At 43.3% G+C, this 24,250-nt stretch carries 32 protein-coding genes; 7 read left to right on the top strand and 25 right to left on the bottom strand.

Annotation, left to right across the window (positions count from 1 at the left end):
- Positions 1-150: 150 nt before the first annotated feature.
- Positions 151-504, bottom strand: a complete 354-nt coding sequence (locus RKD52_RS15660) for a DUF3427 domain-containing protein (protein WP_454100424.1) — start codon at positions 502-504, stop codon at positions 151-153.
- A gap of 487 nt (positions 505-991) precedes the next feature.
- Between RKD52_RS15660 and RKD52_RS15665 the strand changes: the two genes are divergently transcribed.
- Positions 992-1,162, top strand: coding sequence for a DUF3934 family protein (locus RKD52_RS15665; protein WP_454100425.1), 171 nt, complete (start codon positions 992-994; stop codon positions 1,160-1,162).
- 353 nt (positions 1,163-1,515) lie between these two features.
- Here RKD52_RS15665 and RKD52_RS15670 read toward each other — a convergent pair whose 3' ends face one another.
- The 7 genes from RKD52_RS15670 to RKD52_RS15700 form a co-directional block, all read right to left on the bottom strand.
- On the bottom strand, positions 1,516-2,061 hold the full coding sequence (locus tag RKD52_RS15670; protein WP_454100426.1) for a T6SS immunity protein Tdi1 domain-containing protein: 546 nt from the start codon (positions 2,059-2,061) through the stop codon (positions 1,516-1,518).
- Between the two features lie 30 nt (positions 2,062-2,091).
- The gene (locus RKD52_RS15675; protein WP_454100427.1) at positions 2,092-4,104 is read right to left on the bottom strand and encodes a T7SS effector LXG polymorphic toxin; all 2,013 of its coding nucleotides are present in this window, start codon (positions 4,102-4,104) and stop codon (positions 2,092-2,094) included.
- A 7-nt stretch (positions 4,105-4,111) separates the two neighbouring features.
- Positions 4,112-4,393, bottom strand: a complete 282-nt coding sequence (locus tag RKD52_RS15680) for a YwqI/YxiC family protein (RefSeq protein ID WP_454100428.1) — start codon at positions 4,391-4,393, stop codon at positions 4,112-4,114.
- 15 nt (positions 4,394-4,408) lie between these two features.
- Positions 4,409-4,777, bottom strand: a complete 369-nt coding sequence (locus RKD52_RS15685; protein WP_454100429.1) for a YwqH-like family protein — start codon at positions 4,775-4,777, stop codon at positions 4,409-4,411.
- Between the two features lie 268 nt (positions 4,778-5,045).
- Positions 5,046-5,222: a hypothetical protein gene (locus RKD52_RS15690; protein WP_454100430.1), complete on the bottom strand. Its 177-nt coding sequence runs from the start codon at positions 5,220-5,222 to the stop codon at positions 5,046-5,048.
- A 77-nt stretch (positions 5,223-5,299) separates the two neighbouring features.
- Positions 5,300-5,491, bottom strand: a complete 192-nt coding sequence (locus RKD52_RS15695; protein WP_454100431.1) for a hypothetical protein — start codon at positions 5,489-5,491, stop codon at positions 5,300-5,302.
- Positions 5,492-5,595: 104 nt separating this feature from the next.
- Complete coding sequence (locus RKD52_RS15700) at positions 5,596-6,147, bottom strand: hypothetical protein (protein ID WP_454100432.1); 552 nt, start codon at positions 6,145-6,147, stop codon at positions 5,596-5,598.
- 84 nt (positions 6,148-6,231) lie between these two features.
- On the opposite strand from RKD52_RS15700, the gene RKD52_RS15705 reads away from it, so the two are divergent.
- Positions 6,232-6,825: a TetR/AcrR family transcriptional regulator gene (locus tag RKD52_RS15705; RefSeq protein ID WP_454100433.1), complete on the top strand. Its 594-nt coding sequence runs from the start codon at positions 6,232-6,234 to the stop codon at positions 6,823-6,825.
- 8 nt (positions 6,826-6,833) lie between these two features.
- Here the strand turns inward: RKD52_RS15705 and RKD52_RS15710 are convergent, their stop codons facing one another.
- From RKD52_RS15710 to RKD52_RS15745, 8 genes are all read right to left on the bottom strand, one after another.
- Positions 6,834-7,298: a hypothetical protein gene (locus RKD52_RS15710; RefSeq protein WP_454100434.1), complete on the bottom strand. Its 465-nt coding sequence runs from the start codon at positions 7,296-7,298 to the stop codon at positions 6,834-6,836.
- A 110-nt stretch (positions 7,299-7,408) separates the two neighbouring features.
- Positions 7,409-7,786, bottom strand: a complete 378-nt coding sequence (locus RKD52_RS15715; protein WP_454100435.1) for a VOC family protein — start codon at positions 7,784-7,786, stop codon at positions 7,409-7,411.
- A gap of 493 nt (positions 7,787-8,279) precedes the next feature.
- A complete protein-coding gene (locus RKD52_RS15720) occupies positions 8,280-9,347 on the bottom strand; it encodes a bifunctional transcriptional activator/DNA repair enzyme AdaA (RefSeq protein ID WP_454100436.1) in 1,068 nt (355 codons plus the stop codon).
- Positions 9,348-9,452: 105 nt separating this feature from the next.
- On the bottom strand, positions 9,453-10,196 hold the full coding sequence (locus RKD52_RS15725; RefSeq protein WP_454100437.1) for a class I SAM-dependent methyltransferase: 744 nt from the start codon (positions 10,194-10,196) through the stop codon (positions 9,453-9,455).
- Between the two features lie 235 nt (positions 10,197-10,431).
- Complete coding sequence (locus RKD52_RS15730) at positions 10,432-11,733, bottom strand: hemolysin family protein (RefSeq protein ID WP_454100438.1); 1,302 nt, start codon at positions 11,731-11,733, stop codon at positions 10,432-10,434.
- A gap of 54 nt (positions 11,734-11,787) precedes the next feature.
- A complete protein-coding gene (locus RKD52_RS15735; protein ID WP_369732424.1) occupies positions 11,788-12,480 on the bottom strand; it encodes a zinc metallopeptidase in 693 nt (230 codons plus the stop codon).
- A gap of 17 nt (positions 12,481-12,497) precedes the next feature.
- Complete coding sequence (locus RKD52_RS15740) at positions 12,498-12,869, bottom strand: MerR family transcriptional regulator (RefSeq protein ID WP_320155759.1); 372 nt, start codon at positions 12,867-12,869, stop codon at positions 12,498-12,500.
- 182 nt (positions 12,870-13,051) lie between these two features.
- Positions 13,052-13,387: a hypothetical protein gene (locus tag RKD52_RS15745; RefSeq protein WP_454100439.1), complete on the bottom strand. Its 336-nt coding sequence runs from the start codon at positions 13,385-13,387 to the stop codon at positions 13,052-13,054.
- Between the two features lie 83 nt (positions 13,388-13,470).
- On the opposite strand from RKD52_RS15745, the gene RKD52_RS15750 reads away from it, so the two are divergent.
- Positions 13,471-14,025: a hypothetical protein gene (locus RKD52_RS15750; protein WP_454100440.1), complete on the top strand. Its 555-nt coding sequence runs from the start codon at positions 13,471-13,473 to the stop codon at positions 14,023-14,025.
- A 76-nt stretch (positions 14,026-14,101) separates the two neighbouring features.
- Here the strand turns inward: RKD52_RS15750 and RKD52_RS15755 are convergent, their stop codons facing one another.
- The gene (locus RKD52_RS15755) at positions 14,102-14,452 is read right to left on the bottom strand and encodes a DUF4181 domain-containing protein (protein WP_454100441.1); all 351 of its coding nucleotides are present in this window, start codon (positions 14,450-14,452) and stop codon (positions 14,102-14,104) included.
- A gap of 97 nt (positions 14,453-14,549) precedes the next feature.
- Positions 14,550-15,758, bottom strand: coding sequence for an MFS transporter (locus RKD52_RS15760; protein WP_454100442.1), 1,209 nt, complete (start codon positions 15,756-15,758; stop codon positions 14,550-14,552).
- 173 nt (positions 15,759-15,931) lie between these two features.
- On the opposite strand from RKD52_RS15760, the gene RKD52_RS15765 reads away from it, so the two are divergent.
- Both RKD52_RS15765 and RKD52_RS15770 read left to right on the top strand, forming a co-directional pair.
- Positions 15,932-16,291, top strand: coding sequence for a winged helix-turn-helix transcriptional regulator (locus RKD52_RS15765; RefSeq protein WP_426864131.1), 360 nt, complete (start codon positions 15,932-15,934; stop codon positions 16,289-16,291).
- Between the two features lie 101 nt (positions 16,292-16,392).
- Positions 16,393-16,734 carry a DUF805 domain-containing protein gene (locus tag RKD52_RS15770; RefSeq protein ID WP_454100443.1) on the top strand — a complete coding sequence of 114 codons (342 nt, stop codon included), beginning with the start codon at positions 16,393-16,395 and terminating at the stop codon, positions 16,732-16,734.
- 75 nt (positions 16,735-16,809) lie between these two features.
- Here RKD52_RS15770 and RKD52_RS15775 read toward each other — a convergent pair whose 3' ends face one another.
- The 4 genes from RKD52_RS15775 to RKD52_RS15790 all read right to left on the bottom strand — a co-directional run bounded on the left by RKD52_RS15775 (position 16,810) and on the right by RKD52_RS15790 (position 21,400).
- Positions 16,810-17,235: an OsmC family protein gene (locus RKD52_RS15775; RefSeq protein WP_454100444.1), complete on the bottom strand. Its 426-nt coding sequence runs from the start codon at positions 17,233-17,235 to the stop codon at positions 16,810-16,812.
- A gap of 54 nt (positions 17,236-17,289) precedes the next feature.
- Positions 17,290-18,537: a glutamate-5-semialdehyde dehydrogenase gene (locus RKD52_RS15780; RefSeq protein ID WP_454100445.1), complete on the bottom strand. Its 1,248-nt coding sequence runs from the start codon at positions 18,535-18,537 to the stop codon at positions 17,290-17,292.
- Positions 18,538-18,552: 15 nt separating this feature from the next.
- Positions 18,553-19,638, bottom strand: coding sequence for a glutamate 5-kinase (gene proB, locus RKD52_RS15785; protein WP_454100446.1), 1,086 nt, complete (start codon positions 19,636-19,638; stop codon positions 18,553-18,555).
- A gap of 943 nt (positions 19,639-20,581) precedes the next feature.
- Complete coding sequence (locus tag RKD52_RS15790; protein WP_454100447.1) at positions 20,582-21,400, bottom strand: uroporphyrinogen-III synthase; 819 nt, start codon at positions 21,398-21,400, stop codon at positions 20,582-20,584.
- A gap of 205 nt (positions 21,401-21,605) precedes the next feature.
- Between RKD52_RS15790 and RKD52_RS15795 the strand changes: the two genes are divergently transcribed.
- Together RKD52_RS15795 and RKD52_RS15800 are read left to right on the top strand one after the other, a co-directional pair.
- Positions 21,606-21,788: a YolD-like family protein gene (locus tag RKD52_RS15795; RefSeq protein ID WP_454100448.1), complete on the top strand. Its 183-nt coding sequence runs from the start codon at positions 21,606-21,608 to the stop codon at positions 21,786-21,788.
- Between the two features lie 110 nt (positions 21,789-21,898).
- Positions 21,899-22,216 (top strand): membrane lipoprotein lipid attachment site-containing protein, encoded by a 318-nt coding sequence (locus RKD52_RS15800; protein ID WP_454100449.1) that lies wholly within the window; start codon positions 21,899-21,901, stop codon positions 22,214-22,216.
- A 6-nt stretch (positions 22,217-22,222) separates the two neighbouring features.
- Here the strand turns inward: RKD52_RS15800 and RKD52_RS15805 are convergent, their stop codons facing one another.
- The 3 genes from RKD52_RS15805 to RKD52_RS15815 form a co-directional block, all read right to left on the bottom strand.
- Entirely contained in the window at positions 22,223-22,528 is a 306-nt protein-coding gene (locus RKD52_RS15805; protein ID WP_454100450.1) for a DUF3784 domain-containing protein, read from the bottom strand.
- 115 nt (positions 22,529-22,643) lie between these two features.
- Entirely contained in the window at positions 22,644-23,204 is a 561-nt protein-coding gene (locus tag RKD52_RS15810) for an SMI1/KNR4 family protein (protein WP_454100451.1), read from the bottom strand.
- On the bottom strand, positions 23,201-24,214 hold the full coding sequence (locus RKD52_RS15815; RefSeq protein ID WP_454100452.1) for a S66 family peptidase: 1,014 nt from the start codon (positions 24,212-24,214) through the stop codon (positions 23,201-23,203). The genes RKD52_RS15810 and RKD52_RS15815 overlap by 4 nt, the downstream gene beginning before the upstream one ends.
- Between the last annotated feature and the right edge of the window lie 36 nt (positions 24,215-24,250).

Below are 24,250 nucleotides of genomic sequence, written 5' to 3' on the forward strand. Positions count from 1 at the left end.
ATAAAAAAAATCCTGTATTTATAGGAATATCTTAACATAAATCACAATAATAATTTACATATCTTCTAAATAAATAGAAAAATTCATTTAAAATACAATTATCTTATGATTATATATATCTATTTTTTTATACTAATTAGACCTTTTAGCCTAATGTATCAAAATGAATTGAATCTTTAAAATCATTACTTTTGAACTCTCAAATCTCGATGCGTTGAAGATGATATTCTTTCCACGTTCAGAACCTTGGGTTGTACTGTTCGGTATCTGCCATTGGAATGTGTTTTCGTTGATTTGTTTGTCCTGATAATTGATGCTATTTTCTTCTTTGTGCAAATCAATAAAGAGAAAATAATCGTTTCCGTTTGTAAAGAGGCAGCCGGGGCTTTGCATGCCGAAATTATTGTGGATACTGGACGTATGCTGAACGGGACTGTTTTGCGGCGTACTATGAGGGCTGTTAAGGCATTGTGAAAGTTTCCTTTTCGGCCTGAACGGATTCATAATGAGCTGAATAAGAAAAGCAGCGGTTTTGCTCGGTTACGAGAGGCGTTTTTAAGAACGTTTAAAGTGACGGAGCAAGGGGTTGCCTTTATTTATTTTACGGAGGAGAAATTGGCTGCTTATGGGGTAGATCATGCGGAGGCGGCAAATCTTGTGAATGTCCTGTCTTCGATGGCACGGGTTAGAATCTGGGTCTTCTTTATTGAATATCCGAATGAGATTCGCATCTGGATTTGTTCAAGGAATATTCCGATTGATGACATTGCCCGCAGGTTTGGGCGGAGGGCACGCTTTTACGGTAGGCGCTTCAATTGTTTCATGGAAAAAAGGGGATGAAGTGATTGAAACATTGAATCATAAAACTTAAATCGAATATTGGAACTATTTTTGGTTTTTACATAAGGGCTGGTGTTTGTGGTAGTGTAGGTATAATACGCTTAAAATAAACACGCTGCGATTCAGCGTTCAATATTAATGGAGTGATAGTATGGGTAAAGCTAAAGCAAAAACGAAGAGCAGTAAAGGCGGGACAGGCGGCGGAACAGGCAAAAAAGGCTGGAATCGCTGGCAGGCTAGCGCCAATAAAAAGAAGAGTTTTAAGCCTTATACAAGTAAGGGCACGAAACAGCAAAACGATGAAAAAATTTCAAAAGAATAATATGTATGACAGCACAAGGATCCTTTTTGGGTCTTTTTTTAATGCAGAAAAACCTGAAATCTACTTCATGAAGAGATACGAAAAAATAAAAGACTGATCCATATAAGCTGTGATCTGCCTTTTCAACGATAACCGATCCCCTTCACAATCAAAACTAAAATCACTGGAAGCAATAATCCGCCTATAATGAACGGACCAAGGCCTGAGCTATAGAAGAGATAGACTTTTACATGCCTAATTGTATTGACTATTACATAAATGAAAAAAATGCGATTCGAGCTGGGGATTAAACAAGCACTTGTTACCTATAAGGTAAACAAGTGCTTATGTTAATACTAAGATATAAGCTTTTATTACTGAATCGGTCCCATAAACTCATTAATTATAAGGATATGTTCCTTCAATTTTACTTTTTTGAGGTTCTCTACTTTTTCTGATCCACCTAAACCAAGCAGAGGAGTGTATCCAAAACATTCATCATAGTTAGGGGCACCGTATCTGCTAATCGCATCAGGATAAGGCTGCCACATTAATTCATCATTCATAAAGTCATCGTCTTCTAAATCCTCGAAAAAGAATTTAAATCCAGAAGAAACAACAGTGACAATTCCCTTCCTGTAATTGATTAAATTTACATACTTACCTTTTTCCCATACTATAATATCGCCCATAGCAGTTGCAAAAATTGGAGTGGCTTGATTATATCTTAAATAACTTTTCTCTAAAATATCTAAATAATCATCAGGGTTAATTACTTTTATAAAGTCATTTGCGAGAGTACCAAAACCGTATTGTTTCCATGCTTCTATTAAGCCCTCAGGGAGTTTATCCCTATATTTTAAAATAACATCATTTTCAACAGTTCCATGCTTTGTAAAATTGTTAAAAATACCTTCCAATTAAAGTACCCTCCTTAAATTAATGCGTAGTTATTCGGTTAACTTCACATTTAAGTATGTATTCTTAAGCTGTTCAAGTGACATATCCTTGGCAATGTCCCGAATTTGTTCATCGACAATATCAATTCTATATTTCCATTGTGAACCTATCGAGGAATTTACTCGTTTATCACCCAAACCTCCAATAATGTCTGCTTTTCCTCCAGCTATTTGATCTGGATTATGAAGTGCTGCTTTTGTTTCAAGCCATTTTGCAGCATGCTTTTTCGCCTCTGCTCTGGAAAGTCCTTGTTCTCGTAGTTCTGCAATTTTATCTTGAAGTGCTTCTTGCCTTGCCATTTTTTGAGCAGCATTTCCTTCTATAGCCCTTCCTTCAGCTATATACTTTTCTCTATTTTTCAAATATTCGTCAATCGTTAACTCGTTCATACCCTTTTCCTGATCTTTTAATTGTCTCAAAAACTCTTCAGTATCATGTTTATCATTTCTCTTAAATATGACTTCAATTTCTTTAATACGAGGTAAGTGTTCTAAGGGTTTTTCTTTTCCCTTAACTCTTTCCACTATTATACCACTTACATCCCCAACAGCTTTCTCAACACTCTTCGTAGCGTTCATAATCGTATCCTTAGCATTTCCTGCTACATCTCTCAGTGTATTCGAATATAAAGGTCCTTCGACAGCGAAAACATTTGGCATTTCTGTATCCAACACATCATCTACCATCCGCCCCATACCCATCTTCGTCCGAACCAGCGGCCCCTTCACAACATCCTCATAAGTCTTTTTCAAAAGGACGTTGATTTTCTCAGGGTTCAATACATGCTTGGCATTCCTGAAGATGTCAGATGCCTGGTTGCTGAGGGCTTTCATGTTGACGATGGTTTTGAACAGGTTGGACTGGACAAAGTCGTTGATCTGTTTTTTGTAGCGGTGGGCTTCTTTTATGACGTTTTCCTTCATGTAGTCTTTGAGTTTTGCAGTGTCCATGACGTTGAAGGGAATGCTTTTTGGTTTTTCTGCATCAGCCAGTTTTCCGAGTTTGCTCAGTTTGCCGGCTTTGCTGACTTTGTCGAGGCCGCCTGTGAAGAAGGTGGCAGCAATTGAAAGGGTGCCGTAGGTAAAGAACCGTGATCTGCTTCGGGCGTCGCCGTTGATGACGTCGCGTTCCCATGCAGCTTCAAGGGCCCCTATCATGGCGCCGATGGTTTCGTCGATGTTGATGACGGCGTTTATGATGCCCATGACCAGTCCAGGGAAATCTGTGAAAATGGCGATGATCAGGTCAAAGAGACCGACGATGAGATCTTTGACAAACTGGTAGATCCCTTCGGCAATTCCGACAAAGACATCTCCGATGATTTGGAGGAGGTTTTTATCCTCTTTTACATCTGTAGTGTCCGGTTTTTCACAGCTGGCGCCCTGGACTTGTCCATCTGTTTTTACAGTAGCCGGCTGGAAGAGATTTTGCAAGTCGTTTACTTTTTTTACGACGGTCTGCAGTTCATTCTCAAGGTTCGTCAAGAGCGAAGCCTGGCGATGGTCAAATTCTGAGAGCTGTTCGCTCGTTTGATTTTTTTCTCGTCTCGCTTTCTCCACCATTTCTGCGAAGAAGCGGTCGTCTATTTTCGGCAGTGCTACGATGTCAGCGACCCTGTTAATGGTGGCGTTCGTTTCGTTCGTCAGCTGGTTTGTCCGCTCTCTGGCTCTGGTTAAATCCTGTTCGACCTGCTGGTCAAGAAAACTCCGGCGGATATAGCCTGAACGGGAGGGCTCCAGGTTGTGGAGTGATTTTTTCATGCTCTCGAGCGTTGTTTGATAGTGTGCGAGAAAGGCAGAGTAGCTTGACATGACAGGGAGGTGATGTTTCTCATAGAAATAGCGGATCGCTTCCCCGCCTTCGCCTTTGAAGGCATCTTCGAGATCAATGATTCCCTTTACTGCCGTTTCAAGCTGCTTGATCTGCACTGTTTGTGACGTTATTTTTTCTTTCGTTTTTTCAATGGCCGAGTGAAAGGCATCAGCATCAAGTACATGTGTCATCCGTTCCTCACCTTCCTCCGGCAATCGCAGCGGAAAGATGTTCGTCTGCTTTTTTCATCTGATCGACCGATTGCCGGGTTGCGTCTGCGTTAAGAATCAGCAATTCTTTATAGGTTTCCATCGCTTTTTGACAGGCTTCATTTACCTCGTTCAGCTTTTTTATCGCTTCCAGTTCATTTCCCGAGCCGATGCCTGACGGAAAATCGGTCTGAAAGGCATGGATAGCTGATTTCATGGCGGATAAAGCTTCTTCAATTTCTCCGTAATGGATTTTTATTTCCGTTCCCAATCCGTTCCTCTCCCTTTACCGGGTTTTTTCCGAAAGCAATGCCTCTCTCCGCTCTTCTGCTTCAAGTGAGGCAATGGATGCCTTTACACTGTTAATCTCCGTCATAATCTGCTGAATTTTTTGATCCAGCACCTGGAAAACTTCACGAAATTGAGACATGTGAATCTCCTCATGTGCCGGCTGTATATCGTTTTCCCGAATTCTATTAAACTCATTGGACAGCTCACCGTACCACGTATCAGGCGTTAATTCCGGTTCTGCCGCCAGATGCCGGCTGCTGAAAAAGTCATACTGGTGATCAGACAATTGGCTGCTGCATGTGCGCAGGCGAGAAAGCTTCTCTTCCAAGTCGCGCAGCTTTGCGTTTTGGGCTGATAAAGACAAAGGTTTGCACCTCCTGTGTATACTTACCTCTTCAAATTTTAGCACTATTTCCCATTTATACCTATTAGCATTTAGTCCCTGTTTGCCGATTCGACACATTTTTTAATGAGTCTAACTGCCTATTTTCCTTTCACTTATCGTGATGGACTTACCAAAAACACCGCAGTTTTTTATCAAAATCCGCAAAAGGAGCCGCAATTTCATTATGTTTTCTTTGAGTAAAATGAACAAAACACCTGATGCAAGGATATCAGGTGCTTTAAAAAAATCATTGATTTGTTTCTTTCTGCGTATTTGCTTTTAGCTCAATGATCTCTTTTTCAAGTTTATCGATTCGCTTCTTTGTTGTGTTTCGGGATTTGAAAAAAAGGATGATAAGTGACACAGTCCCAGCAATCAGTGCAATGGTAAAGATCTGAAAAATCACATCTCCTGTATTTAGCATGAAGCAGTACCCTTTCTGGAAATAGACTTACTAACTAATACGTTTCCGTGAAAAGAAAGTTTCATCCATCTAAATTGCTACCTGTACCCGCTCCCCTTCACAATCAGCACCAAAATCACCGCAAGCAGTAATCCTCCAAGAATAAACGGCCCAAGCCCCGAACTGTAGACAAGATATACTTTAACATGCTGGATGGTCGTGACGATCACATAAACGAAGAAAATCAGGCTCAGTCCGGCAATGAGCGGAACATATGGATTTCGCTTCAAGTTGATCAGCCCTTTTTAAAGCTTTTAATTATGCCTATGCCAGCGACAATTTGTATCATGCAAAAAAGGCGCCATTCAATGAAGAATGTGCGCCTTTCATATCTTTACATATCCCGTCCTTTTGCCTCCAATTTCTTTGGAAACAAGGTGTAGCTGAAGCTGATGAGAAAATCGACACCGAGCACAAGCGTCCAGATCTGCAGTGTTTTAAACAGCTGATCTGTCTGCTGTCCATTGTTGATATATAAAATAATCGCTCCAAGAAAGGCTGCGCCGATTCCCCATGCAAGGAGATGGCGAAGCCAGCCCTCCCGTTCACGCTTCGCATGTTCTGCTCCATGCTTTGCCTTCTTCGGCGGTTTTTCCCCATTGGCAAATCTGTAGGCAAAGTGCCGGTCCGCCCATTTAATCATACTGTGGCCGAACGCAACGCTGACTCCAATGTATATGGCCGCAATTCCATGCACCATGGTGGCGGTTGCGCCATTTTTCAAATCAAGAACAGTTGCTGCAAGCAGCACCAGGTCTACAACCGGTGTACAAATCAGTAAAAATGCGCCAAGTTTCTTCTTTTTCAAAAGATACCTTGCAGCCAAACCTGCTAATACAAAGACCCAAAATCCTATTTCACATGCAATAATCAGCCAGCCAATCAAGTAAGCTCCCCCTTATTTCATACAAGTGTATGATTTCATAGTAGCAGAATGTTTTTTATAATACAACTGTGTTATAATAAAAACATGCCAAAAATAATCGATCATGACAAACGAAAACAGCAAATAGCCGAAGCCACGTGGAAAGTGATTGCCGAGGAAGGCATCGAGCAGGCGACGGTCCGGAAGATTGCAAAGGCGACCGGACTGTCTGCGGGGGCCCTTAGGCACTACTTTTCCACACAGTCTGAGCTGCTTTTATATTCCATGAATCTCGTTTCCGAACGGGTGAAAGAACGGACAATGTCCAAAACGTACCAAGGGGATCCGATCGACCTTGTAAAAGAGGCCCTGTCGGAGCTGCTACCAATCGATGATGAGAGAAGACTGGAAATGGAGGTGTGGCTCGTTTTCTCAGTCAAAACACTCGTAGATGAAAAGCTGCGTGCTCTAAGCGAAGATGTTTACGTGGAAATGAAAGAAGGGATCAGCGCGATCATTCAGCTGCTCGTTAATCTTGGACTACTGAAAGAGGATTGTAATCCGGATGAAGAAGCGGTCAGGCTGCATGTATTAGTCGATGGCCTTGCCATTCATCACTTGCTGCACCCTGCTTCTTTTCCGCAACAGAAAATGATGGATGCGCTCCAGTATCATTTGAAATCCATTTGTACGTTTTAAAGGGAGGGCTATTCCGGTCCTCCCTTGAGTACCTCCTGCTGCCAGAGCTGATAGAGATAGATCAGCACTGCCATGAGCGTAAAGGTCAAATATATCTTCCAGTTTGTATAGTTCACAAGCTTATACAGGCCAAGGCTCTCAAACCACTCATTCAAGGGAAAAGCAAACATGGCATCGATGACAAGATTGATCAGCAAGTAAAGCTTAAAATTTCCAAAGGTGAAATAAAAAATCCAGATTGTTCCGACCAAAAATGCTCCGTATACGAACGGAAAATAGGTAATAATCTGCGGCAGGATGGTTTCTTTGACCACCCACCACTTGTATGTATAGGCGAGCTCATTCTGCACCGTTACAAGGAGCGATGCAAAGATGGCGACCGGCATGAACCGTTTGATGGTTTGCTTGTCCAAGAAAAACAGTGACAGCCATGGAACAATAAACGACGACCAGATGATAAAGTCATTGAGCATACCGTTTCTCCTCACAGGATTGATAGGTTTAATCTTTCCTATCCCTGGAAAATCATTCGGGTATAGAACAAAAAGAGCGGCCGCTGAATTGTCAGTGACCGCTCTTTTTGTTACATAGCCGTGCAAATTTCAATATAATGACCGTCCGGATCCGTTACATAGGCGACGGTTTGGCCCCATGGTTTGACTGTCGGTTCCTTTACAACAGGTACACCGGTGCTGCGCAGCTTTTCGATTGTTGCTTCAACATTCTCAACGGTAAATCCTACCTCGAAGCTTTGGGGTGCATCCGTCTTTGGCATGTCCAGTCCAATCAGTTCTTGCACAGACTCACGTGTATTCATAGATAAAGTCGTCGCCCCGGTGTCAAACTCAACATATGTTCCCTGCTGCATTTTCACCTTCAAACCAAGTTGATCACGGTAGAATTTCATTGATTTTTCGAAATCAGTTACATACAGAATGACGTATTTCATCGATAAGTTCATTTGCACAGCCCTCTCTGCTTATAGAATAGCTAATTTCTTCCATAGGTATAAGCTAAAGCTATTCATTGGAGATGTCAACGGGTGTTACTTGCACGTTCTACTGTTTTACTTGAAAAAATGCCTCTTTTTGTTGAAAATGCACAACCTTTACTTGCCGAATTGCTGCCTTTACTTGAAATATTCCAGATGCCTCCTAAATGATGAGCCGCAATCCTGTGGTTCACTTAGAATTAAGGCTCTGCTAATCGCCTTTTGTATTTAATGCACTCTATTTAGCTATGCTGCATGGCGTCAGAACAGTGAGTCATCGATTACTTGCCATCTCCTCCGTTTTACTTGAAAAAATGCGTCTTTTAGTTGGAATTGCACAACCTCTACTTGCTGAATTGCTGCCTTTACTTGAAATCTTCTAGGTGTCTCCTAATTACATCTTTACCAGCCAGATTCAGATCGCAAAAGAAGAAGCTGCCCATCAGCAGCTTCTTCTTTCATACTATTTAAACGCAGCCTCAGCATGCTCCCTCTCCCATTCAAGCAGCCAAGCTTTCCTCTGAATACCACCGCCGTAACCGCCAAGTCCGCCATCAGAAGCTATCACTCTATGGCATGGAATCACAATACAAAGCTGGTTGGCGCCGTTCGCCCGCGCGACGGCTCTGTATGCTTTCGGATTGCCCGCACGGACGGCAAGTTCCTTGTAGCTGATGGTTTCGCCTGGCGGAATCTCTTTCAGAAGCCTCCATACGTTTCGCTGAAATTCAGAACCCGCATCCGAATAAATGGGTGTTTCAAAGGTAAGACATTTACCCGCGAAGTAATCGTTCAGCTCACGTTCAATCTGTTCCAGGACCGAATTGGTTCCCGGAACGATAGCAGCAGCGTGTTTGGCCCTAAGGTTCTCCAGTTCTTTTTCCAATCCCCGGCGGTCAACAAATTCAACTAAATAAAGCACTTCTTCATCCGCAACAGCAACCATCGGGCCAAGCTTGGTTTCAATCCATTTTGCTGTAAACAGCCGGATTTCCCTGTTTTTCTTCGGGACGGCACCCATTGTTTTGGCAAAGGCATCGCGGAAGCCGTTTCCTGACTCATAGCCACTGTCCAGCTGAGTGTAGATCAAAGGTTTTCCGTTTCGAATGTGCTGAAAGGCCATCCCTAGGCGCCTTGAACGAGCGTATTCGATGAAAGTCATGCCGAACTGTTTCTTAAATTGCCTTCTGGCAGTGTGCGCAGTAATAGACAGCTCATCAAAATCTTTGTCTGTCCACTTTCGCTGAGGATTTTCCTCAATGGCAGCGACGAGTTTTTTCACTTCCGGCGACAGCGTGCTCGGGGTGCTGAGCGGATGACATCTCTTGCAGGGCCTGTAAGAAGCAAGCGCTGCTTCCTGAGCCGTTTTAAAAAACTCGCAGTTTTCTTTCAAAGGCTTTTTTGCAGGACAGGTTGGCCTGCAGAAAATACCCGTTGTTTTTACACCGACAAAAAAGGTGCCTTCGTACGATGAATTTTTCTCAACCAGCATGCTGTAGTAGTGATCAATCATTTTTTGATCATGTATCATTTGGCTTTTCTCCTTTATAAAGACTAATCGTACTAGTATCTTATCAAAAGGAATCGAAACGAAAACCAGAAAAATGAACATCAATTTTTTCACACCGCATGATCATTACCCCGCTTTCACAACAAACCTGTGCTGCTTCACTTCGAAAAAGCCCTTCTCCTCAATCTCAGTATGAATTGCGAGTAACCGCTCTTTGAACAGGTCAGTGTCAAAATCCGGAACCTGCCAAGGAATGGCCTTTAAATAATAGATAAGAGCTCCGATGTCATAAAAACGCTGAGAAGGATACTCTTCTTTTGCAAACAGTATGGTAAACCCGGCTTCTTTTAGACCATGCAAGGCATTTGAAAGACTCCACTGAAGATATTCTTCATTTGGCTTTACACCAAGAGCCTCATTTATTCCCAGACAATCCAGACCGCCAACCTGCTGTGTCAGAAAGAGTCCTCCCTCTTTTAGGATGCGGCTGACTTCTTCAGGGTCAAAGGATTCATGCTGGTTTAGTACCAAATCAAATGTCCCGTCCGGAAAAGGAAGTTCTGCATCGTTATCAATACGAACCACGGTCACTCCCAATGGCTCCAGTTTGTTTTTGGCGACCGAAACGTTCGGTTCATATCCTTCTGTTGCAAAAACAGTTTCAGGGAACGGCTGCAGTTTTGATAAAAATTCACCGCCACCTGTACCCATGTCAAGCATGGATGATGCATCAGAAATAAGGGATTGCGCCATGCTGCCGTATGACCACGAGAGGAGATCGCTCTGCATTCTTCCGGACTCTGTGATGAAGGAAAAGTCCCATCCTGTGAAGGGTCTTTCCACTTCTTTCATATATTCTTCAAATTTCATCCTGTTTCCTCCTTGTCATTTTTTATGCCATATTCAATGATGTTCGGAGGACCTCTGATTGAAACAAAGCGTTGTTATCGTTCGTGATTAAATGGATTCATGTCAGTCTCCTGTCTGTTAAAACGTTTTGTTACTAAAATTATGGCAAAAAGAATGGATTTGCACAATTCATATTTTTCAATAAATCAAGACACGAAAAAACCAGTCCAATGAAGTCGACTGGTTCTTTTTATGATTAAGATTTTATTACTTCCAAGTAGCGAAGCTGATTTCCGTCTTTCTCAAAGACTTTAAACAAATTGCCCTCAGATTCAATTTCGGTTCCGGTTTCAGCATCAAGATGATGAGTCAGGAACCATCCGCCGATTGTGTCGACATCTAACTCTTCAGTATTAAAGGTTGTTCCAAGCAATGTGTTGACATCTTCAATTAAGAGCTTTGAATCCAGGATGTAGTGTCCTTCGTTCAGCTTGCGGATTTCGGGAATCTCATCTTCATCAAATTCATCTCTGATTTCCCCGACGATTTCTTCTAAGATATCTTCAGCTGTTACAAGCCCTGAAGTACCTCCGTATTCGTCAATCAGCACGGCCATGTGTGTACGCTCTTTCTGCATTTTGACAAGAAGATCGTGAATGGCGATGGTTTCAATCACATTAATGACAGGATTAATGTAATCGGCAATTTTCAAAGTGTGGGGATCCTGCTTGTTCATGACTGCAGCTGTAAGCAATTCCTTGATGTTGATAAAGCCCTTAATGTTATCCTTATCCCCGTCAACAACCGGATAACGTGTGTAGTTTTCATTTTTGACAATCTCAAAAATGTTTTCAAAAGAGTCATCAATTGAAATGGATACAATGTCCGTTCTTGGAACCATGATTTCTTTTGCAACTCTTTCATCAAACGCAAAGATATTATTCATATATTTCAGTTCGTTCTTATTGATTTCTCCGCTTTTATAGCTTTCTGAAAGAAGAATTCTAAGCTCCTCCTCAGAGTGCGCTTCTTCATGCTCAGAAGCAGGCTTCAAACCGAACAGACCAACCAGAATTCTTGCTGAACCGTTCAGGAACCAGATAAATGGGAACATAAGACGGTAAAACCAGATGATTGGAGTCGCAAATACTAGCGTGACCGCTTCGGCTTTTTGAATCGCAACCGTTTTTGGAGCAAGCTCACCGATAACGACGTGCAGAAACGTGACAATGGCAAATGCAATACCGAACGAAAGAATATGGGTCATCGTTTCGTTTATATCAAATCGTTCAAAAAATGGGTGCAGGAGTTTCTCAACCGTTGGCTCTCCAAGCCACCCAAGCCCGAGTGCTGTTATGGTGATTCCAAGCTGACAGGCAGACAAGTATTCATCAAGATGTGTTGTGACTTTTTTTGCTGCAAGCGAGCCCTTTCTGCCCTCTGCAATCAGCTGGTCAATTCTTGAACTTCGGACCTTAACGATGGCAAATTCCGTTGCAACGAAAAAAGCAGTTAATGCAATTAATAAAACAATTAATAAAAGATTTATGGTTGTCAACGAGCGGTCTTACACGGGTAAGACCTACACCTCCAATAAAAGTTTTGTTTAGTTTCAGCCTTCTTCTGACTGACTTCCCTGCACAAAAATCATGACAAATTTAATTAGCTCAAAGAGAGCCATCATCGCACCTGCAACATATGTTAAAGCGGCTGCATTCAGTACTTTCTTCACGCCTTTTTCTTCCTCGTTGTACAAGATGCCGTCTGAGATCATCAGATTTCTGGCACGTTTACTTGCATCAAACTCCACAGGAAGCGTAATTAATTGAAAGGCCACTGCCACTGAAAAAAAGATAATCCCGATTCCAATCAGTGAAAGCTGCTGGAGAAGCATGCCCCCGATAAAAAGGAATGGGGCAATTCCTGATGCCAGGTTCGTTACTGGAAAAAGTTTGTGGCGGAAAACGAGAGCTTTATATGATTCTTTATGCTGTATCGCATGGCCGACTTCGTGTGAAGCCACGGAAACAGATGCAATAGACCTTCCATAATAAACATCTTCTGACAGTCTCACAACGCGCTGAACCGGATCATAATGATCAGACAGCATTCCCCTCACAGGTTCTACAGGGACATGATGTAAACCGTTTCTGTCAAGAAGTCTTCGTGCTGTTTCAAAACCTGATAAACCAGTGCGTGTCGGGACTTCCGCCCACTTTTTAAAGTTGCCTTTCACTCTGAATTGTGCCCAGATTGAAATTCCCAATGCAATCAGAATCAGGAAATCCATAGGATGAAAAAACATTTCTTTCCCTCCATTAATTAATGTAAGAGCAGAAGCAATGACTGAATTAATGACAAGCTTTCACTTGATATATTCTTTTTGAGACTCTCATACTTTTCAGGATCTGACTCTTTCAGCTGTTCGAGGGCTTTTGTGACGTCCTGTTCCAGCCCCTGAATTTTAAGGCGGAGCTCAAGCACATCCACTTCCTCCGAAAAACGGCTGATGACCCTTTTTTTAATCTCTTCAAGAGAATGCCCTTCTGCTTTGCTTTTTTCAATAAAAGCAATTCGTTCTATTGAGGAATGATCATAGTATCTGTAATTTGAAGGAGAACGTTCCGCTTTCAGTAAACCCAGTGTTGTGTAATAGTCAATTGTCCTCTTAGTCACACCGGTAATTTCAGCCAATTCTCCAATTTTCAGTTTCTCAGCCCCAAGTCAATCCCCCCTAACCGTAACGTGATGGTTTTATTATATGTGTGACAGTTTATGATTACAACTAAAAGGAACAGACTTCGCAAAATTGTCAAAAGTCTGTTCCTGTCATCCCTTCTCTATGTTGTCTTTTTCAATAACCTTTAACACCTATATTATTCTCCGGGTATATACCCAATCACTTTATTCGTTTCTTGATCAACCAGAATAACAGGCGCACTCACAGCCGTATTCTCAAGGTCCTCAAACTCCACTCTAATAACTTCTTTGCCTATGTACTGTTCATCCATTAGTTGTGCTTGCCCCTTATTCACCGTGTACGCTGCCACTTCCGCATGTTCCCAGTCGCCATTGGTCCGCTTTTCCCATTGATTCTGTTTCATGAAGTTCCACCCTGCTTTTCTTACCTCTTGATAGCCGTCTGTGTTTTCAACAGAACATCCGGCTATAAGCAAGGAAAACAAAGCAAACGGCAGAATGGTATTTTTCATAGTAAAGCTCCTAATATTTAAATATTCTGAAACTTAAACAGATTCTTATGCGTATACTTATTTAAGACAAGGAGGGCGTGACTATGAACTACAAAAATTATGAAAAGAAACATGTATTCGGAGTAATTGGTTTCCTCATTCTCATCCTGATTCCCTACGCATCTATTCTCTTCCCTTTTATAGTTGCGGATGTGCTGTATGCGACAAATCTGACGTGGTTTATCCAGCTTTCTACGGAAACGTACCTTCTGTATGGAACCGGATTTCTGATGTGGGGACTTGCCGCTTTGATTGCATCTTTCAGAAAAGCGGATCGCACTTCCATCATGTCAGGTATAATTCTTGTGTTCCTCAGCATTGTGCCGTTTACATTCGGAGCTATTCAGCATAAACAGCTCAGTGATGAAGGAATTTCCTACAGCAGCGGGATCAGTCTTGAACAGCATCAGTACACATGGGATGAGGTGGAGAGCGCTGTTTTTCATTTGTCCCGGGAAAATGGAGAACCTTCCGTTATTGAAATTGGATTCAAAGACGGAGAACGTGTCTCCTTATTAAAAGACAAACACTTTACTGCGAATTACAGTTTGTTTCTGCAAAAAGTGAAGCATCATCAAATTGCTTTTACAGGAGAATAGGCATCGTGACAAATAATTGGGGGTATCCGCTTTAGAAAAGCAATGATTATGAAGAACTCACTTCTTGCCTACCGTTTCAAAGAATATCCATCAGATACCCTCCTGCAATAAGCAAAGGAAAGACTGTAACAAAGTGTATCGTGATCAGATACTCTTTTTTCTCTCTTTCATATTTCCATTCCATAAATGCTCTGAAAGCGAAGAAAAGAGTAATAAATGCTAAAAACAGTCCCATAGAAAAGTCCAAAATCATTAAGCATATTAAGTAAATGAGCAGCAGAACTCTCTCTGTCCATCGGTGAGATGTGCTTACGCCCCTGTAGATGAGTCCCTTTGTTTTTGGGATGTCAAACTTTCTCCTTAACAAGTTCTCAGACAGCGTTCCAATCAGAATAACGCCGGCGAAAAAAATCAACCCTTTCAGCATATAAACACCTCCCATTCCATTATATTCCTTTCTGTTCGTGAATGGGTGCTTTTTTAAAATGAATAACGCCCAGGACCTATGCCCTGAGCGTCATTGATTATCCAGCCATCTTATGGCCTTGAACCTTTTGATCTTTCTTTTCAAGTGCACGGCTCCATCCAGTGAGGATCACTGCACCTGCGACCATCACACCGCCGATCCAGGCTGTGTGAATCAGACCGATGGAGTCTGTGATGATGCCTCCAAGGAAGGCCCCGATGGCAATTCCTGCGTTAAATGCAGCAATGTTGATGGCAGATGCAACGTCCACGGCACTTGGGACGAAACGTTCTGCAAGCATTACGACGTAAACCTGAAGACCCGGGACGTTCATGAATGCGAACAGTCCCATAACTAAAATGGTGATTAATCCTGCAATTTTAAATGGTGCTGTAAGTGTCAGGACAAAAAGAACAATAGCCTGTGCAATAAACATATAGAAAAGAGCTTTAATTGGATTTTTATTGGACATCTTGCCGCCGATCATGTTTCCGATGGCAATGGCAATTCCGTATACAAGCAGAATAATGGCAACGGTGCTGTCTTTAAAACCAGTGACTTCCACAAGAAGCGGTGACAGATAAGTGAAAACGACAAATGTTCCGCCGTATCCAAGGGCTGTTATTAAAAAGACAAGCAGCAGACGGCCGTTTTTCACAAGCTTCAGCTGATCGCCAAACGTCGTGCGGTTGCCTTTTTTCAAGTTAGATGGGACAAGAATGCTGTTTGCGATAAGAGCAAGAATACCAATAAGAATAATGACGATAAACGCAAGTCTCCAACCAAACTGCTGGCCGATAAAGGTTCCGAACGGTACGCCTGTTACTGTCGCGACGGTAAGGCCTGTAAACATAATAGAAATCGCACTTGCACGGCGGTCTTCAGGAACAAGGTCCGCTGCAATCGTTGAACCAATCGACATGAACACACCATGCGACAGCGCCGCAATCACGCGTCCCGCAAGAAGCATTTCAATGCTTGATGCTCCCGCTGAGAGGCTGTTTCCAAGAATAAAGACAATCATAATCCAAAGGAGTAGCGTCTTACGTGACATATTTGACGTTAAAGATGTTAAGACCGGTGCCCCGAACATGACTCCGACCGCATAAAGGGTGACGGTCAAACCTGCTGTTGTAACCGGTATATTTAAATCCTCTGCAATCATCGGCAGCAGGCCGACACTGATAAACTCCGTTGTTCCAATGGCAAATGCACTGACTGCAAGGGCAAGCAGCGCCCACATACTTCTTTTTTTATCTAAGCTCATTTTTTCTCCTCCTGAAAATTTATATTTATTTTAAAACGTGTATGGTAAAGATCAGCCGGCAAATGTTATTATGAGATATATCGAACATAATGAAAAGTACGTACTTTCAAGTGCTGTAGGAACTAAAAAGTTATGTAGGCACTTTTTGGTGCCTATCAAATAGGAGGATTTAGATGGAGAAGAAATACAACATTCCCGTAGAAGCAACTCTTGAGATTATCGGGGGCAAGTGGAAATGTGTCATCCTCTGTCACTTGACCCACGGCAAGAGACGGACAAATGAATTGAAAAAGCTCATGCCCAGCATTACTCAAAAAATGCTCACACAGCAGCTGCGCGAGCTCGAAGATGACGGTGTGATCAACAGGATTGTCCATCCGGAAGTTCCGCCGAAAGTGGAGTATGAATTAAGTGAATATGGCTGGAGCCTGCAAAGCATTCTGGATTCCCTTTGCGCCTGGGGAGAAAATCACATTACGAAGGTGTACGGTGATAAATCAGCTGTGCTTGAAGAAAGCATTTTGAATAAATAAGCGAAATTCCACTCAGGGATTTCGTTTTTTTTGCTTTTAATGTCAGAACAAAATGGTATATTAAATAAGTCGTTCAATTTTCTGAGAAAGGAGGAAATCACATGCATTGGTATCTAGACGTTATTAAGAAATATGCGGTGTTTCAAGGCCGCGCAAGACGCAAAGAATACTGGATGTTCTTTTTATTCAATTTAATTGTGACCATTATCCTTTCGATTGTGGAGTCACTTATTGGATTGGAGCAGATTTTAGTAGCCATTTATTCTATTCTTCTTCTGTTGCCATCACTTGCAGTTGCGGTGCGCAGGCTTCATGACATTGGGAAAACAGGCTGGTGGGTTTTAATTGGACTTATCCCAATTATCGGTGGAATCGTGCTATTAGTCTTCAACTGTCTGGACAGTGAGCCTGGAAATAATAAGTATGGTCCAAGTCCTAAATAAAAAATGCGGAAGCACCGATTAGCTCCGCCGTCAGAACAATAAAAAGCGAAATCCCTTATTCAGGATTTCGCTTTTTTACATAGTCTTTCTTCCCTTAACTCCATTAATTGAGTATTCAGCTGTAATCTCAGCATTGAGTGATTGTGAGACAGAACAATATTTATCTTTGGAAAGCTGAATGGCCCGGATCACTTTTTCTTCAGGAAGATCGCCTTCCAGTTTGTAATGAATATGAATGGCTGTAAACCGTTTTGGATGGTCCTCTGCTCTTGTGCCGGTGAGATCCATTTCAAATGCGGACGGATTGAGACGCATTTTCTGCAGGATGCTGATGATATCAATGCCCGTACAGCCGGCAACCGCATGAAGCAGAAGCTCGGTCGGCCTTGCTCCGGTGTTCTCTCCACCCACTTCTTCTGAGGCATCCATTTTCACTTCGTGTCCGGACGGGGTATTGCCGGAGAAGCTCATTTTCCCATTCCACTTAATTGACGTATCCATAGCTAATTCTCCTTCGTGTCGTTGGTTTCTTTATGTTTTCTCAACGTCCGTCTTCTATTCCCTGATTTGTCCATTTCCTGAAATGTAGTGCTTTGTCGAAGTCAGCGCCGGCAATCCCATCGGTCCCCGTGCATGCAGTTTTTGCGTGCTGATGCCGATTTCCGCACCGTAGCCGAATTCAAAGCCATCTGTAAAACGGGTCGATGCATTGTGATAAACAGCTGCCGCATCAACGCGGGATTGAAATTCATGCGCATTTTTCAGGTCTTCTGTAATGATGGCTTCCGAATGCTTAGTTCCATATGTGTTGATGTGCTTAATTGCTTCATCTGTATTTTTCACTGTTTTTACACTGGCGGTCAGTGCCAGATATTCAGTGGCCCAGTCTTCCTCACTTGCCGGTTTTGCCTGAGGAAAAAGTGACACGATGCGGTCATCGGCGATGATTTCAACGGAATGATCATGCAGGGACTGCAGCATGTTTTTCCCGTGCTGCTCAAGCCATTTTTCATGTATTAGAATTGATTCAATTGCGTTGCAGACAGAGGGACGCTGCGTTTTTGCATTCAAAACAATTCTTACTGCCATTTCAGGGTCTGCCGATTCGTCGATAAAAAGATGACAATTGCCCGCACCTGTTTCGAGAACAGGTACAGAAGACTCTCTCACGACGGTGTCGATCAGGTTCTTCCCGCCCCTCGGAATAAGGACGTCTAAGTATTGATTTAGCGTGAAAAGCTGTTTGGCTGTTTCTCTGCTTGTGTCTTCAATCAGCTGAACCGCTTCATGATGAATGGATGTCTGCTCAAGAGCACGGTGAATGACGCTGACGAGAGCCTTATTTGAATGGATGGAAGAAGAGCTGCCTCTTAAAATAACCGCATTTCCTGTTTTGAGCGACAGGGTTGCAGCGTCGATCGTCACATTAGGCCGGGCTTCATAAATCATTCCGATTACGCCGAGCGGCACGCGTTTTTTCTGGATAAGCAGCCCGTTTTCTTTTTGGATTGTCTCAAGCACCTCTCCAACAGGGTCCTCCAGGCGAATTAACTGGCGGATGGCAAGAGCCATATCATCAATTCTTTTTTTAGTCAGCAGCATGCGATCCAGGATAGAATCCGTCATGCCGGCTTTTTTTCCTGCCTCAATATCTTTTTGATTTTCTTTTATTAAAAAATCACGCTCCGCTTCCAGCTGCCTCGCAATTAGTTCCAGCGCACGGTTTTTTTCTTCGGTCGGCACCTGCATCATGTCATAGCTGACAGCCTTGGCAATTTTTCCTTTCCTCATCACTTCACTCATGGTTATCCCTCCGTTTCACGCTTTGACCCATCGGTCACGGTGTATGACTTCGATGGACGCAAGCACAGCTCCTGCTTCTTTTGTCCGTTTTCCCATTACCTGCTTTAACGTTTCAGAGGAACAAAAAACCTCTCCTTTACCGAGCATCCCGTTCGGTCCGTGAACTTCCACAACGTCTCCGGTTTCAAATGTTCCCGAAATGTCACAAACACCTGCAGGCAATAAACTTTTCCCCTTCAAAATGAGGGCAGACTCTGCTCCTTCATCAATAAAAATTTTCCCTTTGACTAAAGAATGAAGGGCAATCCACTGTTTACTGCTTTTCAGGAAAGAGCGGGCTTCTATATAGGTCCCGTCACCATCACCATTCAAGATGCGGATGAACTTATCATCACCTTTTCCCGTACCTATAAAAACGGATACACCAAGCTCAATGGCTGTTTTCGCCGCAGAAAGCTTGGATTTCATCCCGCCGGTTCCGACTGAAGATCCCGCCCCTTCCGCTCCGAGCATCATCTCATCCGTAATGCCGGTCAAACGGTCATACCTTTTCGCATCAGCATGATCGCGCGGATTTTTGTCATACAGTCCGTTGATATCCGTTAAAATAACGAGGTCATCTGCCTGAACAAGCCCGCTGACAAGGGCAGACAGCATGTCATTATCACCAAACGTCAGCTCCTCAACAGAAACGGTATCATTTTCATTGATGATCGGGATAATGCCCCTGTCAAGCAATTCACGAATCGTGGCAAAAGCATTTCTGTACCGCTCTTTTGAAGAAAAATCTGTCCGGGTCAGCAAAATCTGGGCAGGAACAAAGCCGTATGCCCCAAGCTGAGCCATATACGCTTGAATCAACAGACTCTGCCCGACAGCAGCCGCGGCCTGCCTCCCTTTTAGCGTAAGAGGTCTGGCCGGATAGCCAAGCCTGCGGAAACCTGCTGCAACAGCACCCGATGAAACGAGCAGCACTTCATGCCCTGCCTGTCTGAGCCGCGCAAGCGCTGCAATATGATCGGTGAACTTTTCCTGATCGATTTCACCTTTCCTGTTCGTAAGAGAACTGCTCCCAATTTTAACAACAATCCGTTTTTTCATGAGGGTTGGCCTCCTTTAGTTTAGTGGGGGGATGGAAGAGTTTATTGGGCAGAAGTGCCGCCGGGTTATGACCTTTTAGCTGATGTTTTTTAGTATGAAGGGTCATATTTGGCCGGCTTATGACTTTTCAGCTCCTGCTTTTTTGTTTGAAGGGTCATATCTTACCTGCTTATGACCTTTCAGCTGATGCTTTTTTGTATGAAGGGTCATATCTCAACCGCTTATGACCCTTCAGTTCCTTCTTTTTTGTTTGAAGGGTCTTATTTCACTGGCTTATGACCCTTCAGCTCCTGCTTCTTTGTACGAAAGGTCATATCTTCCTGGCTTATGACCTTTTAGCTGCTGCTTTTTTGTACGAAGGGTCATATCTCATCTGCTTATGACCCTTCAGCTCCTGCTTTTTTGTTTGAAGGGTCATATCTCAACCGCTTATGACCCTTCAGCTCCTTCTTTTTTGTTTGAAGGGTCTTATTTCACTGGCTTATGACCTTTCAGCTCCTACTTCTTTTTACGAAAGGTCATATCTTCCTGGCTTATGACCCTTCAGCTGCTGCTTCTTTTTACGAAAGGTCATATCTTCCTGGCTTATGACCCTCCAGCTCCTGCATCTTTGTATAAAGGGTTAAATCACACCGTTTTTTGACCCCTCAGCTTCTGCCTAAGAAATAAAAAAAGCCCTCCCCGTCCTGTAAAATAAGGACGAAAAGGGCTTTGCTCTCCGTGGTACCACCTTGGTTGGATGCACGTGGCATCCCGCTTTGCCTGATAACGCCAGGCTGATGGCGCCTGTGTGTTTGGCACAGGACTCGGCGGGCAGGTTCTGCGGCTTTGCTGCTGCGGGGTCTCTCAGCTTATAAACCCCGCTCTCTTTTGCACAAAGTCCCGCATACTAGTCCCGCTTCAGCGTTCATTGATTTTTATATATTATGCGCAGTCGGAAGGCTTATGTCAATTGTTTTTTTTCATAATAATTGGCAAGTTCGATAATCATCGCACCCATTCGTTCAAGATCAGGAGCGAGGGGATTCTCTACACCTTCCTCTGTAAGGGCTTCGGCAGTAATTTTTCCGACAGCTACAGGGAGTGTGCGCGTTTTGAAGGCTTCAAGTACATCCTTCGTTAAATCATGCTCCTTCACATACTGAAAAAATTCCCGAACCTGGATGGCAGCGGTAAAGCATACCGCGTCAATTTCTCCAGCTTTCAGTTCTTCGCAAAGGAGGCTGACGGCTTTTTCATCAGGTGAAATGTGACGGTACGGAAGGACCTGATGGACAGATGCCCCTTTTTCTTCAAGAAACTTAATCAGTGCAGGTGCTGTTTCACCGTGGAGCTGCACCATGACTCTTTTTCCGGAAAAATCTTCATTTTCCAAAGCCCGGACAAGGCCCCTGGTCGTTCCATCATCATCCTTTTTTAATGGCGTCAATCCAAGCTTTTTGAGCGAAGCGAAGGTCTTGTATCCCCTTGAAGCAATGTTCGACTCGCGGAGCTGTCTTAAAAAGGCTTCTTCCGCCCCCAGCTGACGGGAAAGCTTCACCAGCGTTTCTGTTCCCATTCCTGTCGTCAGGATGGTCCAGTCCGCACCCTCATTTATGTACTTGCGCAAATCAGGTTCCACCTGCTCCTCAGCCAGAAAAACGGTTCCCTGCAGAGAGCGGACAAGCGGAATCCCTCCCTGTTTTTTAATCAGCGTACTGATTTCATCTGTTTTTCTCGATCCTGCAATCACAACTTTTTTTCCTTGTAATCCTATTCCCATGCTGTGAGTCCCCATTTCCTGCGGTCTTTTTATTAAAGGTATCATGTGAACTGAACGTGTTCAATGTGTTTTTTTTCACAAAGTGTTCAAATTTAATGTAATCGCTTTCACAAAGCTGTAGTATAATAGGAATATACTCACAGAAAGCGATTACACTTTAAACTACTACCCTTAAAATAAACACAAAACGGAAGGAGACATTCACATGATTTTAAAAGCATTGAGGCGCAACAAGCTTGTAACGGTAAACTATTACATCGACGGTGCCATCCAGACACTGAAAGGCCGCGTCCGCAATCTCGACCTGAGCGATCAGACCCTGTCACTTGAAGACGAAGATAAGAATGTCTTTTCAATCAGGCTGGCGGGAATTAAAGAAATTTATTAAGACCTGAAAAGAGCATCAAAAAACTGATGCTCTTTTTTGTTTCTCAGGTGAAACGAAATCCTCTTTTCTCCGTCTACTTCAATACACGCCATTTCCAGAAGGAGGAAAAAATGAGAAAGATTCTTTTTGCCGCATTTATTTATATCGTACTCGCCGGCTGCAGTCAGCAGGAGAACAACCAGTCATACGCAGCTCTGCTTATGGCAGATGGAAAAGATTATTATGCAGAGGGTTTGTCTGAACAGTATTCGCTTGGAATAGAGCTTGGGACGATTTCAATTAAAGTGGATGCAAGTGTTAAACCATCGCAGAATTTTTGGTCGAATTATCTCGATAAAGGGACAGTCCTGTACCGCGCCAAAGAGAAAGAGGATGTGATTCTAGTGAAAAAGGGAGAAAAAATAGAAGTTTTTAAAGCTGCCGAATAAGGCAGCTTACTTTTTGAAGCGGCTTCCGCTGTTCGAATAGACAAGTGTGAAAACAACAGAAGCAATAAACAGCAAGGTGCCGAACATAAAAATCAGCAGGCTTCCACGTTCGTCGCCAATCTCCCACAGAAGGATGCTGAACGAGATGACAAACATCATTTTCCCATAAAACCTGCAAAGAGCAGGCGTGTCATATTTTTCTTTTTCTTCTTTAGAAAGCGTATTATACCCTGCTATTAAATTCGCCCATTTCCCCTGATAGAGCATCGCGCCGGCTAAGATGAATAGGGCCATGATCAGGTAGGATATCATCTGTACTCCCCCTTCTAGAATGGATAAGTGTTATACGGTTGAAACGGAATAAAGTTCCAGATAAACAAGAAAAAAACACACCCGATATAGGCGTGCTTCTCTTCCAATGAAAGGATCAAGTAAATTCATAGGAAAGATCATTCTCAATCTGCTCTTTTCCTTCTTCCAGAATGGATTGGAGCAATAGTCCAATTGAGTCAAAGGTTCGAAGGGTTTTTTTCGTTTTGTATGACACCTCATGCACGTATCCGCTGCTGTTAATTGTGTAATAAACCTGCTTGACGAACGAGTCGGCAAAGATAAAGTGGTCTGGAGGGGTTGTTTTTCGTTTATAAAGTCCCTGCATATCTGCCAGCGGAAAAGGTGAGTAAGACTCCTCCTCCTCACTCATTCCCCGGTAAGTGTCTGGCGCTTTGCCAGCAATCCTTATTAGGTCAAGGAGCCAGCATCCGTTTGTGAAAGATAAAAATTCTTTGTACTGAGATGGAAAGACAGTCTGCACTTGCTCTTCAAAAAGGGCAATTTCACTGCCGGTAAGGGGAGGCTGCAGAGAAGTATGCCATCTTCCTTCATCAAGTTCCCCGAAAAGCATCGTCCCGTTTCGCAGTTTTTTATGATTCCCGCTGTAAATGGCTGGGAGTTCATTTTTAATAGATACAAAGGTTTCTTCCATCATCTAAACTCCTGAACAACAATCCCTTTTCCGTTCTCCACTGTCACGTCCGCAAAAGCACCGTTAATCAGGGTCAGCTGAGGCGGCTGATGTCCGCAGTCAATGTCATAGATGACAGGGACACCAAGTTCTGATGCAAGGTCCTCATATACATCCTCTGCCGTATACCCCTCTACAGGATGGTTCGCCGGGCTTCTGCCAAATAGAATCCCTGAGCAATTTTCAAACCAGCCGGCCATTTTCAGCTGGACAAGCGATATGCGCAAATCCGTTGCGGAAAGCGCGCAGTTTTCGAAATACCAGAGGATCGGATCGCCGGCGATATGTTTTTCGGAAAAGGCTTTAACATCACCAAGCGGCGTGCCTGCCAGATGCTTAATCACATCAATGCAGCCTCCGAGGAGGCGTCCTTTGACCTGTTCATCTTGGCCGGACACTGTTTTCCAGACGGTTGGTTCTGTCAGATGATAAACATGAGGTGTCGGGTTCTCGTGCTGCCACTCTTTTTGATATTTTTCAGAGGACGTCTGAGTTACTTTTCCTCCCCTTTCCGTTTTCAGTACGGTTTCCCACATGGCAGTGGTTGGGTCGGACAATTCTCCTCTTAAATCAATCAGATTCGTGCCGTGAGCTGTTGCCATCCCCGTTTTGAGGGTAATGGCCAGTGTAAGCACGCTGACATCGGAGTATCCCAGAATCCATTTTTCTTTTATGGCCTCATAATCGACACCCTGAAGCATTTCCATCGCAAGCTGTCCGCCCCACGGAGGAAGAATGAAGTCAATTCGATCATCCTGCATCATTTGATTAAATTCCTCTGAGCGTTTTGCTGCATGTGCGGATTTTGCTTTATCCTGGGTCCAGGCTGTTTCACCTGTGATAATTGTATATCCCCTGGATTCCATTCTCGCCGAAGCCTGTTTTAAAAGACCGTGCAACTCCGGCTGCACACCTGACGACGGTGCGGTCACTCCTATTACGGCATTCGATTTTAACATTGGATATGTAATCATTTTATCTGCCTCCCGATGGATTTGAACGATTAAAAT

It is taken from the genome of Metabacillus sp. SLBN-84 (assembly GCF_053629595.1).

What these genes read in the sequence shown, in the direction of transcription:
- RKD52_RS15675 (WP_454100427.1), bottom strand. Translation starts at nt 4,104, where the DNA reads ATGACACATGTACTTGATGCTGATGCCTTTCACTCGGCCATTGAAAAA.
- RKD52_RS15780 (WP_454100445.1), bottom strand. Translation starts at nt 18,537, where the DNA reads ATGAGTGAAGTGATGAGGAAAGGAAAAATTGCCAAGGCTGTCAGCTAT.
- RKD52_RS15760 (WP_454100442.1), bottom strand. Translation starts at nt 15,758, where the DNA reads ATGAGCTTAGATAAAAAAAGAAGTATGTGGGCGCTGCTTGCCCTTGCA.
- RKD52_RS15800 (WP_454100449.1), top strand. Translation starts at nt 21,899, where the DNA reads ATGAGAAAGATTCTTTTTGCCGCATTTATTTATATCGTACTCGCCGGC.
- RKD52_RS15720 (WP_454100436.1), bottom strand. Translation starts at nt 9,347, where the DNA reads ATGATACATGATCAAAAAATGATTGATCACTACTACAGCATGCTGGTT.
- RKD52_RS15815 (WP_454100452.1), bottom strand. Translation starts at nt 24,214, where the DNA reads ATGATTACATATCCAATGTTAAAATCGAATGCCGTAATAGGAGTGACC.
- RKD52_RS15770 (WP_454100443.1), top strand. Translation starts at nt 16,393, where the DNA reads ATGCATTGGTATCTAGACGTTATTAAGAAATATGCGGTGTTTCAAGGC.
- RKD52_RS15690 (WP_454100430.1), bottom strand. Translation starts at nt 5,222, where the DNA reads ATGCTAAATACAGGAGATGTGATTTTTCAGATCTTTACCATTGCACTG.
- RKD52_RS15660 (WP_454100424.1), bottom strand. Translation starts at nt 504, where the DNA reads ATGAATCCGTTCAGGCCGAAAAGGAAACTTTCACAATGCCTTAACAGC.
- RKD52_RS15750 (WP_454100440.1), top strand. Translation starts at nt 13,471, where the DNA reads ATGAACTACAAAAATTATGAAAAGAAACATGTATTCGGAGTAATTGGT.
- RKD52_RS15705 (WP_454100433.1), top strand. Translation starts at nt 6,232, where the DNA reads ATGCCAAAAATAATCGATCATGACAAACGAAAACAGCAAATAGCCGAA.
- RKD52_RS15735 (WP_369732424.1), bottom strand. Translation starts at nt 12,480, where the DNA reads ATGTTTTTTCATCCTATGGATTTCCTGATTCTGATTGCATTGGGAATT.
- RKD52_RS15775 (WP_454100444.1), bottom strand. Translation starts at nt 17,235, where the DNA reads ATGGATACGTCAATTAAGTGGAATGGGAAAATGAGCTTCTCCGGCAAT.
- RKD52_RS15765 (WP_426864131.1), top strand. Translation starts at nt 15,932, where the DNA reads ATGGAGAAGAAATACAACATTCCCGTAGAAGCAACTCTTGAGATTATC.
- RKD52_RS15755 (WP_454100441.1), bottom strand. Translation starts at nt 14,452, where the DNA reads ATGCTGAAAGGGTTGATTTTTTTCGCCGGCGTTATTCTGATTGGAACG.
- RKD52_RS15710 (WP_454100434.1), bottom strand. Translation starts at nt 7,298, where the DNA reads ATGCTCAATGACTTTATCATCTGGTCGTCGTTTATTGTTCCATGGCTG.
- RKD52_RS15805 (WP_454100450.1), bottom strand. Translation starts at nt 22,528, where the DNA reads ATGATATCCTACCTGATCATGGCCCTATTCATCTTAGCCGGCGCGATG.
- RKD52_RS15810 (WP_454100451.1), bottom strand. Translation starts at nt 23,204, where the DNA reads ATGATGGAAGAAACCTTTGTATCTATTAAAAATGAACTCCCAGCCATT.
- RKD52_RS15795 (WP_454100448.1), top strand. Translation starts at nt 21,606, where the DNA reads ATGATTTTAAAAGCATTGAGGCGCAACAAGCTTGTAACGGTAAACTAT.
- RKD52_RS15725 (WP_454100437.1), bottom strand. Translation starts at nt 10,196, where the DNA reads ATGAAATTTGAAGAATATATGAAAGAAGTGGAAAGACCCTTCACAGGA.
- RKD52_RS15665 (WP_454100425.1), top strand. Translation starts at nt 992, where the DNA reads ATGGGTAAAGCTAAAGCAAAAACGAAGAGCAGTAAAGGCGGGACAGGC.
- RKD52_RS15715 (WP_454100435.1), bottom strand. Translation starts at nt 7,786, where the DNA reads ATGAACTTATCGATGAAATACGTCATTCTGTATGTAACTGATTTCGAA.
- RKD52_RS15745 (WP_454100439.1), bottom strand. Translation starts at nt 13,387, where the DNA reads ATGAAAAATACCATTCTGCCGTTTGCTTTGTTTTCCTTGCTTATAGCC.
- RKD52_RS15790 (WP_454100447.1), bottom strand. Translation starts at nt 21,400, where the DNA reads ATGGGAATAGGATTACAAGGAAAAAAAGTTGTGATTGCAGGATCGAGA.
- proB (WP_454100446.1), bottom strand. Translation starts at nt 19,638, where the DNA reads ATGAAAAAACGGATTGTTGTTAAAATTGGGAGCAGTTCTCTTACGAAC.